Source organism: Parabacteroides sp. AD58, assembly GCF_023744375.2.
In the GTDB taxonomy this organism is placed as follows: domain Bacteria; phylum Bacteroidota; class Bacteroidia; order Bacteroidales; family Tannerellaceae; genus Parabacteroides; species Parabacteroides absconsus.
Genome location: NZ_CP146284.1, coordinates 1,111,564 through 1,127,604, shown reverse-complemented (window position 1 = coordinate 1,127,604; position 16,041 = coordinate 1,111,564). Strand labels below are relative to the sequence as shown.

At 45.7% G+C, this 16,041-nt stretch carries 15 protein-coding genes; 9 read left to right on the top strand and 6 right to left on the bottom strand.

The genetic code is table 11. The annotated features are described in order from the left end of the window. The first annotated feature begins 3 nt into the window (after nt 1-3). Together NEE14_RS04790 and NEE14_RS04785 are read left to right on the top strand one after the other, a co-directional pair. Nucleotides 4-1,488, top strand: a complete 1,485-nt coding sequence (locus NEE14_RS04790) for a xylulokinase (RefSeq protein WP_251966785.1) — start codon at nt 4-6, stop codon at nt 1,486-1,488. Nucleotides 1,489-1,596: 108 nt separating this feature from the next. After that, a complete protein-coding gene (locus tag NEE14_RS04785) occupies nt 1,597-2,715 on the top strand; it encodes a TlpA disulfide reductase family protein (protein WP_251966784.1) in 1,119 nt (372 codons plus the stop codon). Nucleotides 2,716-2,829: 114 nt separating this feature from the next. On the opposite strand, the gene NEE14_RS04780 is transcribed toward NEE14_RS04785, so the two are convergent. From NEE14_RS04780 to NEE14_RS04770, 3 genes are all read right to left on the bottom strand, one after another. Continuing rightward, nucleotides 2,830-3,558, bottom strand: a complete 729-nt coding sequence (locus NEE14_RS04780; RefSeq protein ID WP_251966783.1) for a phosphatase — start codon at nt 3,556-3,558, stop codon at nt 2,830-2,832. Nucleotides 3,559-3,644: 86 nt separating this feature from the next. Further along, complete coding sequence (locus NEE14_RS04775; RefSeq protein ID WP_251966782.1) at nt 3,645-5,003, bottom strand: MFS transporter; 1,359 nt, start codon at nt 5,001-5,003, stop codon at nt 3,645-3,647. Nucleotides 5,004-5,008: 5 nt separating this feature from the next. Continuing rightward, nucleotides 5,009-6,328, bottom strand: coding sequence for a bifunctional folylpolyglutamate synthase/dihydrofolate synthase (locus NEE14_RS04770; protein WP_251966781.1), 1,320 nt, complete (start codon nt 6,326-6,328; stop codon nt 5,009-5,011). Nucleotides 6,329-6,409: 81 nt separating this feature from the next. Here NEE14_RS04770 and NEE14_RS04765 point away from each other — a divergent pair, with 81 nt between their 5' ends. Further along, nucleotides 6,410-6,664, top strand: coding sequence for a TIGR03905 family TSCPD domain-containing protein (locus tag NEE14_RS04765; RefSeq protein ID WP_022455956.1), 255 nt, complete (start codon nt 6,410-6,412; stop codon nt 6,662-6,664). Nucleotides 6,665-6,680: 16 nt separating this feature from the next. Here the strand turns inward: NEE14_RS04765 and NEE14_RS04760 are convergent, their stop codons facing one another. The 3 genes from NEE14_RS04760 to NEE14_RS04750 all read right to left on the bottom strand — a co-directional run bounded on the left by NEE14_RS04760 (nt 6,681) and on the right by NEE14_RS04750 (nt 10,757). Further along, on the bottom strand, nt 6,681-7,502 hold the full coding sequence (locus tag NEE14_RS04760) for a hypothetical protein (protein WP_251966780.1): 822 nt from the start codon (nt 7,500-7,502) through the stop codon (nt 6,681-6,683). Nucleotides 7,503-7,614: 112 nt separating this feature from the next. Further along, nucleotides 7,615-10,068, bottom strand: coding sequence for a heavy metal translocating P-type ATPase (locus NEE14_RS04755; protein WP_251966779.1), 2,454 nt, complete (start codon nt 10,066-10,068; stop codon nt 7,615-7,617). A gap of 149 nt (nt 10,069-10,217) precedes the next feature. Beyond that, nucleotides 10,218-10,757 carry a helix-turn-helix domain-containing protein gene (locus tag NEE14_RS04750; protein ID WP_251966912.1) on the bottom strand — a complete coding sequence of 180 codons (540 nt, stop codon included), beginning with the start codon at nt 10,755-10,757 and terminating at the stop codon, nt 10,218-10,220. Between the two features lie 443 nt (nt 10,758-11,200). Between NEE14_RS04750 and hisH the strand changes: the two genes are divergently transcribed. The 6 genes from hisH to NEE14_RS04720 all read left to right on the top strand — a co-directional run bounded on the left by hisH (nt 11,201) and on the right by NEE14_RS04720 (nt 15,969). Further along, a complete protein-coding gene (gene hisH / locus NEE14_RS04745; RefSeq protein WP_251966778.1) occupies nt 11,201-11,791 on the top strand; it encodes an imidazole glycerol phosphate synthase subunit HisH in 591 nt (196 codons plus the stop codon). A 4-nt stretch (nt 11,792-11,795) separates the two neighbouring features. Then, nucleotides 11,796-12,518 (top strand): 1-(5-phosphoribosyl)-5-[(5-phosphoribosylamino)methylideneamino]imidazole-4-carboxamide isomerase, encoded by a 723-nt coding sequence (gene hisA / locus NEE14_RS04740; protein WP_251966777.1) that lies wholly within the window; start codon nt 11,796-11,798, stop codon nt 12,516-12,518. Nucleotides 12,519-12,534: 16 nt separating this feature from the next. Further along, nucleotides 12,535-13,290 (top strand): imidazole glycerol phosphate synthase subunit HisF, encoded by a 756-nt coding sequence (hisF, locus tag NEE14_RS04735; RefSeq protein WP_251966776.1) that lies wholly within the window; start codon nt 12,535-12,537, stop codon nt 13,288-13,290. A gap of 17 nt (nt 13,291-13,307) precedes the next feature. Beyond that, on the top strand, nt 13,308-13,901 hold the full coding sequence (hisIE, locus tag NEE14_RS04730) for a bifunctional phosphoribosyl-AMP cyclohydrolase/phosphoribosyl-ATP diphosphatase HisIE (protein ID WP_251966911.1): 594 nt from the start codon (nt 13,308-13,310) through the stop codon (nt 13,899-13,901). A 5-nt stretch (nt 13,902-13,906) separates the two neighbouring features. Further along, nucleotides 13,907-14,584, top strand: coding sequence for a cell division ATP-binding protein FtsE (locus NEE14_RS04725; protein ID WP_251966775.1), 678 nt, complete (start codon nt 13,907-13,909; stop codon nt 14,582-14,584). Nucleotides 14,585-14,652: 68 nt separating this feature from the next. After that, a complete protein-coding gene (locus NEE14_RS04720; RefSeq protein WP_251966774.1) occupies nt 14,653-15,969 on the top strand; it encodes an aspartate kinase in 1,317 nt (438 codons plus the stop codon). Nucleotides 15,970-16,041 lie beyond the last annotated feature (72 nt).

Below are 16,041 nucleotides of genomic sequence, written 5' to 3'. Positions count from 1 at the left end.
GATATGTATTTGTTGGGTTGTGATATAGGTTGTTCGTCAGTAAAGGTCTCTATTGTGGATGCAGAAACAGGTTTGCCTGTTGGCTCCGATTTTTATCCGAAAGAAGAGGCTCCCATTCTTGCAGAACGTCCCGGCTGGGCAGAGCAGAATCCGGACGACTGGTGGCTTTATGTGAAGAAAGCTATTCAGGGTGCACTGGGAAAGTCTGGTGTGAAAGGAGATGATATAAAGGCAATAGGAATTGCTTATCAGATGCATGGCCTGGTAGTTGTTGATAAGAATAAAGTAGCTTTACGACCTTCTATTATTTGGTGTGACAGTCGGGCTGTCATCTATGGAGAGCGGGCTTTCCATGCGATAGGAGAGAAACGGTGTTTGTCACATTTGTTGAATTCTCCTGGTAATTTTACAGTTGCCCGACTGGCATGGCTTAAAGAGTATGAACCGCAAACTTATAATCTGATTTATAAGGTTATGTTGCCGGGTGATTATATTGCTATGCGTATGACTGGCGAGATACATACCACCATACCAGGCCTTTCTGAAGGAATAGCGTGGGATTTTCAGGATAATTGTTTGTCGGAAGACTTACTTCGCTATTTTGGCATATCAAAAGACTTGGTTGCTGATGTGGTCCCGACTTTTGGTTTGCAGGGCGAATTACTGGGAAGTGTAGCTACCGAGCTTGGGCTGAAAAAAGGAACGCCGGTGACCTATCGTATGGGTGACCAAAGCAATAATGCCTTGGCTCTAAATGTGCTTCGTCCCGGAGAAGTGGCTGCTACGGCAAGGACTTCGGGCGTTGTCTATGGTGTTAACAGCAAGTTGAACTATGATGTCCGTTCGCGTGTAAATGTTTTTGCCCATGTTAATCATACGGCTGAGCATCCGCGTTTGGGTGTTCTGTTATGCATCAATGGAGTCGGTATTCTCAATGCGTGGGTAAAAAAGACGATTGCCCGCAATGGCATCACGTATGACCAGCTGAATGACCTGGCTGCAAGTGTTCCGATTGGTTCCGAAGGATTGTCAATCCTGCCGTTTGGAAATGGTGCGGAGAGAATGTTGGAAAACAAGCAGGTTGATTGTTCTATCTTCGGGTTGAATTTCAATATCCACCATGCGGCTCATATTGCCCGTGCTGCTCAGGAAGGCATTGTGTTTGCATTCAAGTACGGCATGGATATTATGAGTGAGATGGGAATCGATATTGAAGTGATCCGTGCCGCTCATTCGAGTATGTTCCTGAGTCCGATTTTACGAGAGGCTTTAGCTGGCGTAACAGGTACTTATATTGAGCTTTATGATACGAATGGAGCAATTGGAGCCGCAAAAGGTGCGGGCATTGGAGCCGGTATTTATGCTTCTTTTGAGGAGGCTTTTTCTTCATTGAAAAAGATTGCTGAAATTGAACCTGATGGACTGAAAGCTGATAAGTATTGCGGAGCATACGAAGTCTGGAAAGAAAGATTGGAAAAAATATTATAGATTTGAATAGGTAGAAAACTTGTTGAGTTTTGGTTTGGATGCATACCGTAACTTATAAACTTAAAAACTTAAAAACTCAAAAACTCAAGAACTTAATAACTGATTTATATGAAGAAAATGTTAGTCTTGGCAACTTCAGCGTTGATGCTGGTTGCATGTAGTGAAAAACCTGGGTATGAAATCACAGGTACAGTCAATAATCCGGCACTCGAAGGTAAGTGCGTTTATATGTATCCGTATGGTGACGCCGAAGCTGCACCGATCGACAGTGCAGTTGTAACGAATGGTTCTTTTGCATTCAAGGGGACACAGGATTCAGCCGTATTGCGTACCTTGAAGTTTTCTGAAGAAGTTGTGCCTCGTTCGTATGGACCTGCTGGTGAAAGCGGAATCTTTACTGCTACATTTGTATTGAGTAATGCCAAATTGCAGGCGACATTAGATTCTCTGTCTGATGTAACAGGAACACCTGATAATGATGCTGTAGCTGCATTCCGGAAAGAAATCCGTTCCATGCGTGCTGAGCAGGAAACGTTAGTGGCTGCATTGAAATCGGAAGATGAGGCTGCTAAGCGTGAGGCTGAACAGAAATATGATGCTATCGACCGGGCCGTAGTTGATAAAGCGGAAGCATTTATTGGGGAAAATATCAATAATGCCTTGTCTGGTGTTGTTTTCTATTCTTTCCGTTATGAACTTCCGGAAGATGCACAGAATCAATTAGTGGCAAAAGCAGGTGATGTATTCAAGTCTGTTCCGGGTATCAGCCAGATTATGGAACGTCTGGAGAATCTGAAGACAGTGGCTGTGGGCAAGAAGTTTACAGATTTCCCAATGAAGGACGTGAACGGAAAAGACAGAAAACTGTCTGATTATGTAGGTAAGGGCAAAGTCGTGTTGATCGATTTCTGGGCCAGCTGGTGTCCTCCTTGCCGCCGGGAAATGCCGAACCTGGTAGAAGTTTACAAGCAGTATAAAGCTAAAGGTTTCGAGATTGTCGGTGTCTCATTAGACAGCAAACAGGAGGCTTGGGAAAAAGGTATCAATGATTTGAACATCACTTGGCCGCAGCTGTCTGACTTGCAGGGTTGGAAGAACAGTGGTGCTGCACTGTATTATGTCAACAGCATTCCTCACACGATTTTGGTTGATAAAGATGGAACAATCGTTGCTAAGAACCTGCATGGTGAGGATATTGAAGCGAAGGTGGCTGAACTCTTGAAATAATCCTTTGGAAATAATCTTTCCGAATAAATTCGGAATGGTAGGTAAAAGGGAAGAACGTGGACTGTTGTCTGAAGTTCTTCCCTTTTATTATGAATAGCAAATAATAGGTTTGTATCAGGCTGGCAGCGGTTTTAGAAGCTGTTTGAATAAGTTGGGTTTGTCATTTACAATCAGCCTATCTGGAAAGTCAACTTCTTGCAGTAGCGGATAGATATGATCATATTGAGCAATGGAAAATGAAATGTGCGCGTCACTTCCTAAAATAACCGGTATCTCATATTGTTTGCAGAGTCGGAGGATTTCAAGATTGTTGTCGTGCGCCTTGACTTTGTGTCGAACCGGATTCAGTGAGCTGTTATTAATTTCCAATAACGTCCCTGTTTCTTTAGCTGCCTGGACGATGGGTTCAAACAGCAAATCGGCTGTTCCGTCGCCGGGGTGACTGATGATCTGTACATACGGATGGTGAATCGCTCCTAACATGGCCGCTGTATTTTGCTCTACTGTTCCGTTCTGGTAACATAAGGAATGGATTCCGGCAATACGGATGTCGAGCATCTTCCAATAAAACTCTTCCAGATCGATATGGCCTTCGTAGTCCAGAATATTCAGTTCGGCTCCTAACAGCAATTCGACGCCATACATGTGCCGGGGTACGACGTGCAGGTTTCGGAAGTAAATCGGAGCACATGTTCCCGGAATACCTGGTGCATGTTCTGTAATTCCCAGTATCTTCAATCCTTTGTCTGCAGCAGCATGTACCATTTCCTGCAGGCTGCTGAAAGCATGTCCACTGGCAATGGTGTGCGTATGGACATCCAAAAGTATCTGTTCAGGTTTCATTTCTTTTGAGTTAAAATGGCAGACGCAGGCCTATGTGTTTCATGGCCTGCGTCTTAATATAATCGGAATAAAGTAAAATCAGTAGGTTATTGCTTGATATTGGGTAATTCCAAACCGTAACCTTTTTTCTTGTCTTCCCGTTTCAGCATTACGGCAATGAACAAAGCCACGATACCGAAGCAACAGAAAATAATCATCGGCAGCGTATAATCGTAGGCCGGACCTCCGTTGGTGGTATCAAGCTTGCAGTAGGTATCCAATACCCAGCCAATCAATGCCGGAACGCCCATCAGTCCCCAGTTCTGTACCCAGAAGATCAAGGCATAAGCTGTTCCTAATTGCTTTTCCGGAATGATTTTTGGAACTGAAGGCCACATAGCCGACGGAACCAGTGAGAAAGCTATACCCAATACGATCATTACCAGTGTAGCAAACCACCATTCATTCAGGATTGGTAGGGCAAACAGCAGATGCACACCGATTAGCATAACCGCACCGATGATCATGATGGTTGCTCCTTTTCCTTTCCGGTCATACAGATTACCGAAGAACGGCGTAAGGAAAAGTGTTCCCAGTGGCAACAGACTCGGGATAAATCCGGCCAGTTCCTGTTCGACGTGGTATTTGTTGACCATCAGGTCCGTCGCATATTTGATGAATGGGAAAACAGCTGAATAGAACAAAACGCACAACAAGGCAATCAGCCAGAATCCTTTGTTCTTGATGATGAGGAATACATCCGACATACGGAACGGTTCTTCTTTTTCTTCCTCTTCGGCACTCATCGAAGCTTCCAGCTTGCGGTCCATTACAATGTAAACCATGTATGAAATCGTACCGATACAAAGCATGATCAGACAAAGCAATACCGGTGCAGAAACACTCTGGAAGTATTTGGCGAAAGGAACGGTTACTGCCATGGCCAACATGGTTCCGATACGGGCCGTTGCCATTTCCAGTCCCATAGCTAATGCCAGTTCTTTCCCTTTAAACCATTTTACGATGACTTTGGATACGGTGATTCCTGCAATTTCTACACCGACACCAAAGATTGCATAACCTAAAGAGGCGAGAGCAACTTGGGATTTCCATCCGAAGATTGTTCCTTCAGCACCAATATATCCGGCTACAGCAGCGTATTTTATGGCACATCCGATCAGCATCAAGCAGCAAGCTCCCATACCGGTGAAACGAACTCCCATCTTGTCCAAAATCATTCCTCCGAAGATCAGCATCAGGAAGAATACATTAAACCAGCCGTAGGCACTGGTAAAGATACCAAAGTCTGTACTGGTCCAGGCCAGTTCTTCTTCGAGCATGGGTTTTAGTGGCGACATGACATCCGTCAGGAAATAGCCGCAGAGCATGGTGAAAGCCACAATCGCTAAGGCAGTCCAGCGGGCCGCCTTCGAGTCACTTAGTTTTCTTTGAATTAGTTCTGTCATAATTATTACAATTTTTGATTATTGGCAGTTGGTTGAAAAAGCGGATAGGCATCCGCTACGATGAATGTACTTCCTCCGATAAAGATAAAGTCGTCTGTATGGGCATCTTGTAAAGCTGACCGGACAGCAGCTTCAACCGTAGGATAAACATTCCCGCTTAAGCCGTGTTGCCGGGCCAGTTTGGCAAATTCTTCTGCCGGCAGTGCCCGGGCAATCGAAGCCTGGGTAAAATAATACGTTGCATCTTTCGGCATCAATGCTAAAACACCGTTGATGTCTTTATCGTTGACCATACCGACGATCATCCGTAACCGGCGACAGCGTTCGATTTGATTATTGAGCTGTTTGGAAAGGATTTCCCATCCTCCGGTATTATGACCGGTGTCACACACAACGCGAGGTGATGTGTGTACGGTCTGCCAGCGTCCCATCAGTCCGGTTAATTCTACAACATGAGCAAATGCTTCTTCGACGTTTTTGGGCGAGATATGAACGCCTCTCGTTCTTAATACATCCACCGCTGTTAAGACAGTGGTGGCATTCCTTGCTTGGGCCAGTCCTCCCAGTTCTCCGATAATAACATCGAAGTTTTTCGTTACAAAGCGCCATTTCGAATCGGCTCCTAACAGAAAATCGATGATTGGTTTTATTTCTGTGGATGCATACAAAGGGGCATTCACTTGGGCCGCTTTGTCCTTGAATACTTGCATGACACTGGGCTGTTCTACATCTCCGATAACAACCGGAACTCCGGGTTTGATAATACCAGCCTTTTCCGAAGCAATGGCTTCTAAGGTATTCCCTAGGAACTGGGTGTGATCCATACTGATGTTGGTAATCACACTTAAGATAGGCGTAATAATATTGGTACTATCAAGCCGTCCGCCCAGTCCAACTTCAATTACAGCGAAATCAACATGCTGATCACGAAAATAGTCGAAAGCCATGCTGGATGTCAATTCGAAGAAAGAAGGTTTCAAGGGTTCGAATACCGGACGATACCGTTCCACAAACTGAACTACGTAATCTTTGGATATCATTTTCCCGTTCACTCGGATTCGTTCCCTGAAGTCTACCAGGTGAGGAGAGGTAAACAAGCCGACTGTATATCCGGCCTCTTGCAGAATGGCAGCCAGTAAATGACTGGTTGAACCTTTGCCATTGGTGCCTGCAACATGAATCGTTTTATAATCTTTATGGGGATTTCCCAGATAATCATCTAAGGCTTTACTAGTTCCTAATCCGGGTTTATAGGCGGAGGCTCCGCTGTGCTGAAAAACCGGAATGCTGGTGAACAAGTAATGCAATGTCTCTTCGTAAGTCATTTGTTTATTATTTATAAAGGGCAAAAGTAGCGAATTTAATTTATATCTTTGCAGCCCGATTATAAAAAGGAGATAAGATAAATGGAAAAACAACGAATTACGTACATTCCTCAAGGAGGAGTTTGTTCTAAGATGATGATTGTGGATATTGCTGATGGCAAGATCGAGAATGCACAAGTGATTGGCGGATGCGATGGCAACCGGCAGGGCATGTGTGCTTTGTTAAAAGGTATGTCGGTAGAAGAAGCAATCCGTCGGATTGAAGGCATTGACTGCCATGGCCGTGGCACTTCTTGTCCCGACCAGATGGCTCAAGCCTTGAAGCAGGCACGCTAAGACAGCGTGAACCTGCTTATTGGATAAACTGCGTAGCGTAAGCTTTTTCCAGCTTCGGATAATCGGTCTGGTATTTCTCCGTAACGTCTTCCTTTAATCCGTAAACCAGACTGTCTGTGTTAGCAGACAAGCTCCATTCATCGTAATCAGCTGAAGTAATCGTCTGTGTTGTACCGGAAACGGACAGGGCATAATAGAATTTTTCTCCGGATGTCAGCTGGATACTTAATTGCTGATAGGTCTTTCCGTTTTCATCGTATTTGACTTCCCGCCGGAATGTCCCTTTCTGGGCCTGCGTGGTTGCGGACGGATAAATGATAACTTCACCTTCTGTGCTGTCGGGCACCATGTATGAGAAGTAATATTCTCCATCAAGGCTGACAGACTTATTCTTCAGTATTATTTCGCTCAGCTCTCTTTCCTCTTTCTGGGTAATCTCGTCTCCGATCACTTCTGCTCTTAGGCCAATCACATGGAAAGAACGGGAAGGATAAGCTACTTTTATCTTCAGGAAATAGACATGCGACTTGGCATCCCGTATGGAAATGATGGATTCTCCCTGGAGTAAGGGTTTGAAGGTGAGTGTCGAGTTTCCTTCGATTACTTCCACGACTTCTTTATTGCTGTTTTCGACCGTGAACGGTGTTTCTGCTCCGTAGATATAATAGGATTCTCCTTCGCTAAAAGGCGAAAGTTGCAAGGTATAATCAGAATTGATGGGCTGCTGGTTTTCATCGGTTGGCGTTAATCGGATAGATTCGTCGTCATCACTACAAGCTGGCAGGCAGCAGGCACTGATAGCCAGCATACACATCATAAGCCATTTCATTGTTTTCATAAACGAATTTATTTTATATGAATAATGGTGCCAAAGATAGAATGTTTTCTTTGACACCATCCTGATTTAGCTTATTTTAAGCTATGTGTTCTAGCCGGCTGTTTCCCCGGTTTTACTTCTCATGAATCGTATAACCGTCGTCGGTCAGTACGGCCTGCAATTCATCCAGCGACTTTTCGCCTTGTGTAAACTCAATGGTAGCTACCGGCGGATTCAATGTGACTGAAGCCTGTACGCCTTCCAGCTGATTTAAACTCTTTTCTACGCGCATGCGGCAATGGTTGCACATCATGCCTTCAATAACATACTCTTTTTTCATCGTCTTTGAATTTGTATTTATAGAATCATTTGTTTGTATCTTTTTCCTTTTCAGTCGCAGACTGTTGCTGACGACGCTTACGCTGCTCATGGCCATGGCGGCTCCGGCAATCATCGGGTTGAGTAGGAAGCCATTGATCGGGTATAAAATACCGGCGGCTACCGGAATGGCAATCAGGTTATAGATAAAAGCCCAGAACAGATTCTGACGAATGGTTTGTACCGTCAGGCGAGAAAGCTGGATGGCTTCCGGAATCTTCTGCAAATCGGAAGAGATGATGGTCATTTGTGCTACATCAATGGCAATGTCGCTTCCTTGTCCCATGGCAATGCTCAGATCGGACTGGGCTAATGCGGCGCTGTCGTTGATGCCGTCGCCTATCATGGCTACTTGTTTCCCTTCTTGCTGCAGCCGCTTGACGAATTCGGCTTTTCCCTGTGGTGTCATACCTGCCTGATAATGCCGGATACCGGCTTGCTCGGCAATTGCCTTGGCCGTTGTTTCCTGGTCTCCGGTCAGCATCCATACCTGAATACCCATTTTCTGTAAGGTATGAATGGCATTTATGGAAGTAGGTTTGATCCGGTCTGTGATGGCAGCAACGGCCAATGCCTGTTTTGAGTCGGCCAACCAGATAACGGTTTTCGAGGCTTGAGCCAGTTCGTCTGCCTGTTTTTGCAGGAACGGGTCAATGGTAATGCCTGCCTCGAGCAGCAGATTCCTGTTTCCGGCCCGGTAAAGGACGCCGTCGATGACGCCCATGATACCTTTTCCCGTCAGACTTTCGAAGGATGTTACCGGAAGAACTTCTGTGTTCAAATACCGGCAGACGGCGTCAGCTAACGGATGTTCTGAATGTTTTTCCAGTGAATGGAAGACGGCTGGCAAAGGTTCCTGACCGGGCAGCCAGACCAGATCGGTTACTACTGGTTTGCCTTCTGTGATGGTTCCGGTCTTGTCGAGGAGGATTGTATCTACTTTGCGGGCCGATTCAAGACTTTCGGCATTTTGGATCAGGATGCCGGATTCGGCACCTTTTCCGATGCCGACCATAATGGCTGTCGGCGTTGCCAGTCCCAATGCGCACGGACAAGCGATAATCAGCACGGTGACTGCTGCCAACAGTCCGTGTGTAAAGCCTTCGGTTGGGGCCAATACATACCAGGCGATGAACGTCAGTAACGAAAGCGTGAGGATGGCAGGTACAAAGATCGCGGCTATCTTATCGACCAGCCGTTGAACAGGGGCTTTACTGCCTTGTGCCTCTTGTACCAACCGGATGATATGGGCCAGCAGGGTTTCGTGTCCTACTTTTTCTGCCTGGAAAGTAAAACTTCCTTTCTGATTGATGGTGCCCGTATAAACTTTATCTCCTTTCCGTTTGGCTACCGGAACCGGTTCACCGCTTAACATGCTTTCGTCGATGTAAGATTCTCCTTCCAACAAGATACCATCCACGGCTATTTTCTCGCCGGGTTTGACTAAAATATGGTCGCCTTTACCGATCTTTTCCACCGGGACGCACTCCGTCTTTCCGTCGGGGAGAAGGCGGTTCACCATTTTCGGTTGCAGATTCATCAGCTTCCGGATAGCAGTCGATGTCTGGTTCTTGGCTCGGGCTTCGAGCAGTCTGCCCAACAAGATAAAGGCAATGATCACACTGGCCGCTTCAAAATAGACATGCGCTTCGACGCCTCGCTGCTCCCAGAATTCCGGGAAGAAAAGATTGAAGAGGCTGAACAGGTAAGCAATCCCGGTACTGTTGGCTACCAGCGTATCCATATTGGCCGACCGGTGCTTCAGCTGTTGCCAGGCATGGATGAAGAAGTCGCGCCCCAGCCAGAAGACAACCGGAGTAGAAAGAATCCAGGCGATATATCCGGTATAAGGCATATCCATGAAAAACATGCTGATCACGGCTACCGGAAAGGCCAAAAGAATGGCTCCAATGGTTTTCCGCTTGAGTTTCTGGTAATCCTGGTTTCGGATTTGTTCGGCTTCTTCGGCTGTTTCTTCTTCCTTGCCGATCAGCAAATCATACCCGGCATCTTGTACGGCTTTCTGCAGGGCTTCCGGCGAACAGACGAGCGGATCGTATTCCACCGTCGCCGTAGCTGCCGCATAATTCACCTGTGCCTGGCTGACACCCGCCTGGTGGTTCAGGGTTTTGTCCACCCGGTTGGCACATGCCGCGCAACTCATTCCCATCACCGGGAAGGTAGCTGTTGTTGTTTTCGTATTCGTCATAGAAAATTCTGTTTGTCTGATTTCGGAAACAAAATTAGTATGAACAATCCGTCGGGGCTTTATAGAATTTTGGATAGATTTTATAGGATTTGAATGCCATGACCGGAATGCCGGGAGGAAATAAATCGTCTTTTGTGTTCTGACTGTTTTTATATTTGGTCCAGCGGTTTGCGCATTCCGCTTTCCTGCTGCTTGAACTGGGTAGGAGTCATGCCGGTTACGCTTTTGAACTGAGCACTCAGGTGAGCTGTGCTTGAATAGTTCAGAAGCAGGGCTATTTCACTTAATGAGAGCTCGTTGTAGGCCAACAGTTCTTTGACCCGTTCGATCTTCTGATGAATGAAATATTTCTCGATGGTGATTCCGCATACTTCCGAGAAGAGCTTGCTCAGGAAACTGTAGTCGTGATGGCATTGCTCTACCAAAAAGTCAGACAGGTTTACTTTCAGCTCATTGTTCTCCTGATGAACCAGTTCGATAATGCTCCGTTTGATCTGTTCGACAAGCTGCTGCCGCTGGTCTTCCAGCAGTTCAAACCCGATAGACTCCAGTTCGCTTCTCAAAGTCGCTTTTTGTTGGTCTTTCAGCGGTTGTTTCAGCCAGGCTTCGCCTAATTCCACTGAAAGATAAGGAATCTCCAGCTTGTCGAGTATTTGCCGGACAGCCATGATACACCGCGGACAGACCATATTCTTAATATGAATCCGGTTCTTCTCCACCTTTTCCGGAGTATTTTGTGTTGCTTTGAGCTCAGTCATGTTTTTACCTTTTTCATGAAACCGGAGGTAAAGATAGTAATTTTATCGGATGGTTATTCTAAGGTCCTTTTGGGAAGATGTAGAAAACTCGGCAGCTTTTTATCGTTCCACCCGGGTGGAACGATCGTCTCACCTATGTGGAACGATCGTTTCACAAGGGTGAAACGGTCGTATCACAGGGGTGAAACGATAAAAATAAAATGAGTTGGAGAAATAAAGTCATGTTATTCGCTAGGTGTTCTTCTCGAAAAAGCAAGGATACATCTCCAAATTATTACAAAAGCATTCTGTTAGGGAACTTTTATTCTATATTTTCTCATTTGTAATATTAATTTGTTACTTTTGCAACCTAACTTCAAAAAGCTTGATGAAAAATGAATGTTGCCATCATAAAATATAATGCGGGAAACATCTATTCGGTAGATTATGCCCTCAAGCGTTTGGGCATTACGCCGGTGATTACCGCTGATCCGGAACTGATCACCAAAGCGGATAAAGTGATATTCCCCGGAGTTGGAGAAGCTTTTACCACGATGGAATATCTGAAAGCACACCAGATGACGGATTTGATACGCGGACTGAAGCAGCCGGTGTTGGGAATCTGCCTGGGCATGCAGCTCATGTGCCGTTATTCGGAAGAAGGAAATGCCGATTGTCTGGGTATTTTCGACGTGGATGTCAAGCGTTTCATCCCGCAGCGCCATGAAGATAAGGTGCCGCACATGGGATGGAATACAATTACCGACCTGAAAGGCGGTTTGTTCAGTCCGGCGCTCGAGAATCAGTTCGTTTACTTCGTACATAGTTATTATGTACCGCTGAATGCTGATACGGCCGCAACGACCGAGTATATCCTGCCGTTCAGTGCTTCTTTGCATAAGGATAATTTTTATGCCACGCAGTTCCATCCGGAAAAGAGTGGTTCGGTAGGTGAACAGATATTAAAGAACTTCCTTAATCTGTAAGCGTATGATTGAACTGATACCAGCCATAGACATGATAGAAGGGAAATGCGTCCGACTGACGCAAGGGGATTATCAGACCCGGAAGGTCTATAATGAAGATCCGCTGGAAGTAGCCAAACAGTTTGAAGATCATGGTATCCGTCGCCTGCACATGGTGGATCTGGATGGTGCCAAGGCCGGGCATATCGTTAATTACAAGATGCTGGAAAAGGTGGCCGGGCATACCGGTTTGACGATCGACTTTGGCGGTGGGTTGAAGCGGGATGAAGATTTGCGTATTGCCTTCGACTGTGGCGCACAGATGGTAACGGGCGGAAGTATTGCCGTGAAGAATCCAGATAGCTTTTTATCCTGGCTGAAGCAATACGGCAGCGAGCGGATAATCTTGGGCGCTGATGCAAAAGACCGGAAGATTGCGGTGAACGGCTGGGAAGAAGGCACGGCCCTCGACTTGATTCCTTTCATCAGCGATTATCAGGAGAAAGGAATCCGGAAGATCATCTGCACGGATATCGGAAGAGACGGAATGTTGCAGGGACCGGCAGTCGACTTATATAAGGAAATACAGGAACAGGTTCCGGACATTTATCTGATTGCCAGCGGTGGCGTCAGTTCGATAGCCGATATCGAACGCCTGGCAGAAGCAGGTATTCCGGCCGTGATTTTCGGAAAAGCCATTTATGAAGGGCGGATCCGTCTGGAAGAGTTAGAACAATTTAGTAACTGATTAATCAAAAACATATATGTTAGCCAAGAGAATTATCCCCTGTTTGGATATCAAAGAGGGAAAGACGGTAAAAGGAGTCAACTTCGTGAATTTCAGGGATGCCGGTGATCCGGTTGAACTGGGAGCCGCTTATAGCCGGGCCGGTGCGGATGAACTGGTGTATCTGGATATTACCGCATCTCATGAAGGACGGAAGACTTTTACGGAATTGGTTAAGAAAGTGGCTGCCCATATCAGTATTCCTTTTACCGTAGGTGGAGGAATCAATGAATTGCAGGATGTAGACCGCCTGTTGGGTGCCGGCGCTGATAAGGTTTCCATCAATTCGGCTGCTATCCGGCGTCCTGAATTGATTGGAGAAATTGCCTCGCATTTCGGCAGTCAGGTTTGTGTGGTAGCGATTGATGCCAACTGGGAAAACGGAGAATGGATCTGTTATCTGAACGGAGGCCGCATCCCGACCGACAAGCGTTTGTTTGACTGGGCGCGGGAAGCTGAAGAACGGGGCGCGGGCGAAATCCTGTTTACCAGTATGACGCACGACGGCGTGAAGGAAGGTTATCCAAATGATGCTTTGGCGCATCTGGCAGATACCTTGCATATTCCGGTCATTGCCTCCGGTGGTGCCGGAAAGATGGAACATTTCCGGGATGCATTCAGTGTGGGAAAGGCCGATGCGGCTTTGGCAGCCAGTGTATTTCATTTCGGAGAGATCAAGATTGAAGAATTGAAGCTATATTTGCAACGCGAAGGAATAAATGTAAGATTATAATAAGGTATAATAATATGTTGAATTTGGATTTTGAAAAAATGGGAGGCTTGCTTCCCGCAGTTATTCAGGATGAGAATACAAATAAAGTATTGATGTTGGGCTTTATGAATGAAGAAGCCTATCAGAAAACATTGGAAACAAAGAAAGTGGTCTTTTTCAGCCGTACCAAGAATCGTCTGTGGATGAAGGGAGAGACGAGTGGAAATTTCCTGCATGTCGTTTCAATTGTTCCAGACTGCGATAACGATACCTTGCTGATCCGTGTCAATCCCGACGGACCGGTTTGCCATACAGGCGCCGGAACATGTTTCGGTGAAAAGAACGAAGAAGACATCATGTTCCTGAAATATCTGCAGAAGTTTATCGAACGCCGCCGTATGGAAATGCCGGAAGGTTCGTATACGACTTCTCTGTTCCAGAAAGGTGTGAACCGGATGGCTCAGAAAGTAGGAGAGGAAGCTGTTGAGACAGTTATCGAAGCAACAAACGGTACAGAAGACCGGTTGGTGTATGAGGCATCCGACCTGATTTATCACCTGATCGTTCTGCTGACAAGCAAAGGGCTTAGCATTGAAGACTTGGCCCGTGAACTGAAAAAACGTCATAAATAAGTAAGATGGAAGAAGGCGTACTACTTCAACTGGAAAACGTAGATATATGCAGGAACGAGAATGTGATCTTGCATCAGGCTTCCTTGTCGTTGCATCAGGGAGAGTTTGTGTATGTAATCGGCAAAGTCGGTTCCGGAAAAAGCAGTCTGCTGAAATCGCTCTACTGTGAAATTCCGATTTGCGGTGGAGAAGCTTTTCTGCTGAACTATAATTTACGGAAGATCAAACGGAAAGATGTACCGTATCTGCGCCGGAAATTAGGTATTGTATTCCAGGATTTTCAGTTGCTGACCGACCGTTCGGTGAATAAGAACCTGGAATTTGTCTTGAAGGCTACCGGCTGGCGCAGTAACAAGGATATCCAGAACCGGATTGAAGAAGTACTCCAACAGGTAGGCATGCAGAACAAGGGATACAAGATGCCGCACGAACTTTCGGGAGGTGAGCAGCAGCGTGTTGTTATTGCGCGAGCCTTGCTGAATACTCCCGACATCATCCTGGCCGATGAACCTACGGGTAATCTGGATCCGGAGACAAGCGGACAGATTGTACAGCTTCTGCACGAGATCTGTAAAAAGGGAACGGCTGTGATTATGACGACGCATAACTATACGTTGGTTCATAATTTCCCGGCACGTATCGTTAAATGCGAGAATGCCTGTTTAAATGATGTGGATAAGTAAATTATTTATAACTTTGCACCACATCCTTGTTAGTTGAATGAGAATAAATAAATTATAAGGTAAAAGAAATGAAAGTATTAAAATTCGGCGGTACTTCTGTGGGATCTGCACAGAGAATGAAAGATGTTGCCAAGCTGATTGTTGGCGAAAAGAACCTTATCGTGTTGTCTGCCATGTCTGGAACAACCAATTCATTGGTCGAGATTTCAGATTATTTGTATAAGAAGAATCCGGATGGAGCCAATGAGATCATCAATAAGTTGTCTCAGAAATATTTTGGGCATATCGAAGAGCTGTATGCAACGGAAGAATACAAGGCTAAGGCTCGTGAATTAGTGACCTTCCATTTTGATCACATTCGTTCTTTCACCAAAGACTTGTTTACTTTGTTTGAAGAAAAAGTGGTGTTGGCACAAGGTGAACTGATTTCAACAGGCATGATGAATCTGTATCTGAAGGAACTGGGCGTGAATTCAGTATTGCTTCCTGCACTCGATTTTATGCGTACAGACAAGAATGCTGAACCGGATCCGGTCTACATCAAAGAAAAACTGACTCGTCTGCTGGAAGAAAATGCCGAAGCTGACCTGTATATTACGCAAGGTTATATCTGCCGAAACGCATACGGTGAGATCGATAACTTGCAGCGCGGCGGTAGCGACTATACAGCTTCTTTGATTGGTGCGGCTATCAAGGCAGAAGAGATACAGATCTGGACAGATATCGATGGTATGCACAATAACGATCCGCGATTCGTAAAAGGAACGTCTCCGGTTCGTCATCTGCATTTCGAAGAAGCGGCAGAACTGGCTTATTTCGGGGCGAAGATCTTGCATCCGACTTGTATCTTGCCGGCTAAAATCAATAATATCCCGGTTCGCTTGCTGAATACAATGCAGCCGGATGCTCCGGGTACCTTGATTTCGAATGCTACTGAAAAAGGCAAGATCAAGGCTGTAGCTGCCAAGGATAACATTACGGCTATCAAGATCAAGAGCGGACGTATGTTGCTGGCAACAGGTTTCTTGCGGAAAGTATTTGAAACATTCGAAAATTACCAGACTCCGATTGATATGGTAACGACTTCTGAAGTAGGGGTTTCTGTTACTATTGACAACCGCAAGCACTTGGATGAGATTGTAAATGACCTGAAGAAATATGGTACAGTATCTGTCGATGAAGATATGGTTATCGTATGTGTGGTAGGTGATCTGGAATGGGAGAATGTCGGATTTGAAGACAGTATCGTTCATGCCATGAAGGATGTGGCTGTACGTATGATTTCTTATGGCGGCAGCAACTACAATGTCTCATTGCTGGTTAAGGCTTCCGACAAGCAGCGTGCTCTGCAGGCTTTAAGCGATCATTTGTTTAATAATAAATAAACCCTGAAAAAGGTTGTGTCAGACAGGTAGTTGGGGAGACAGACGATGATGAACTGATTCCTGATGCCGGGT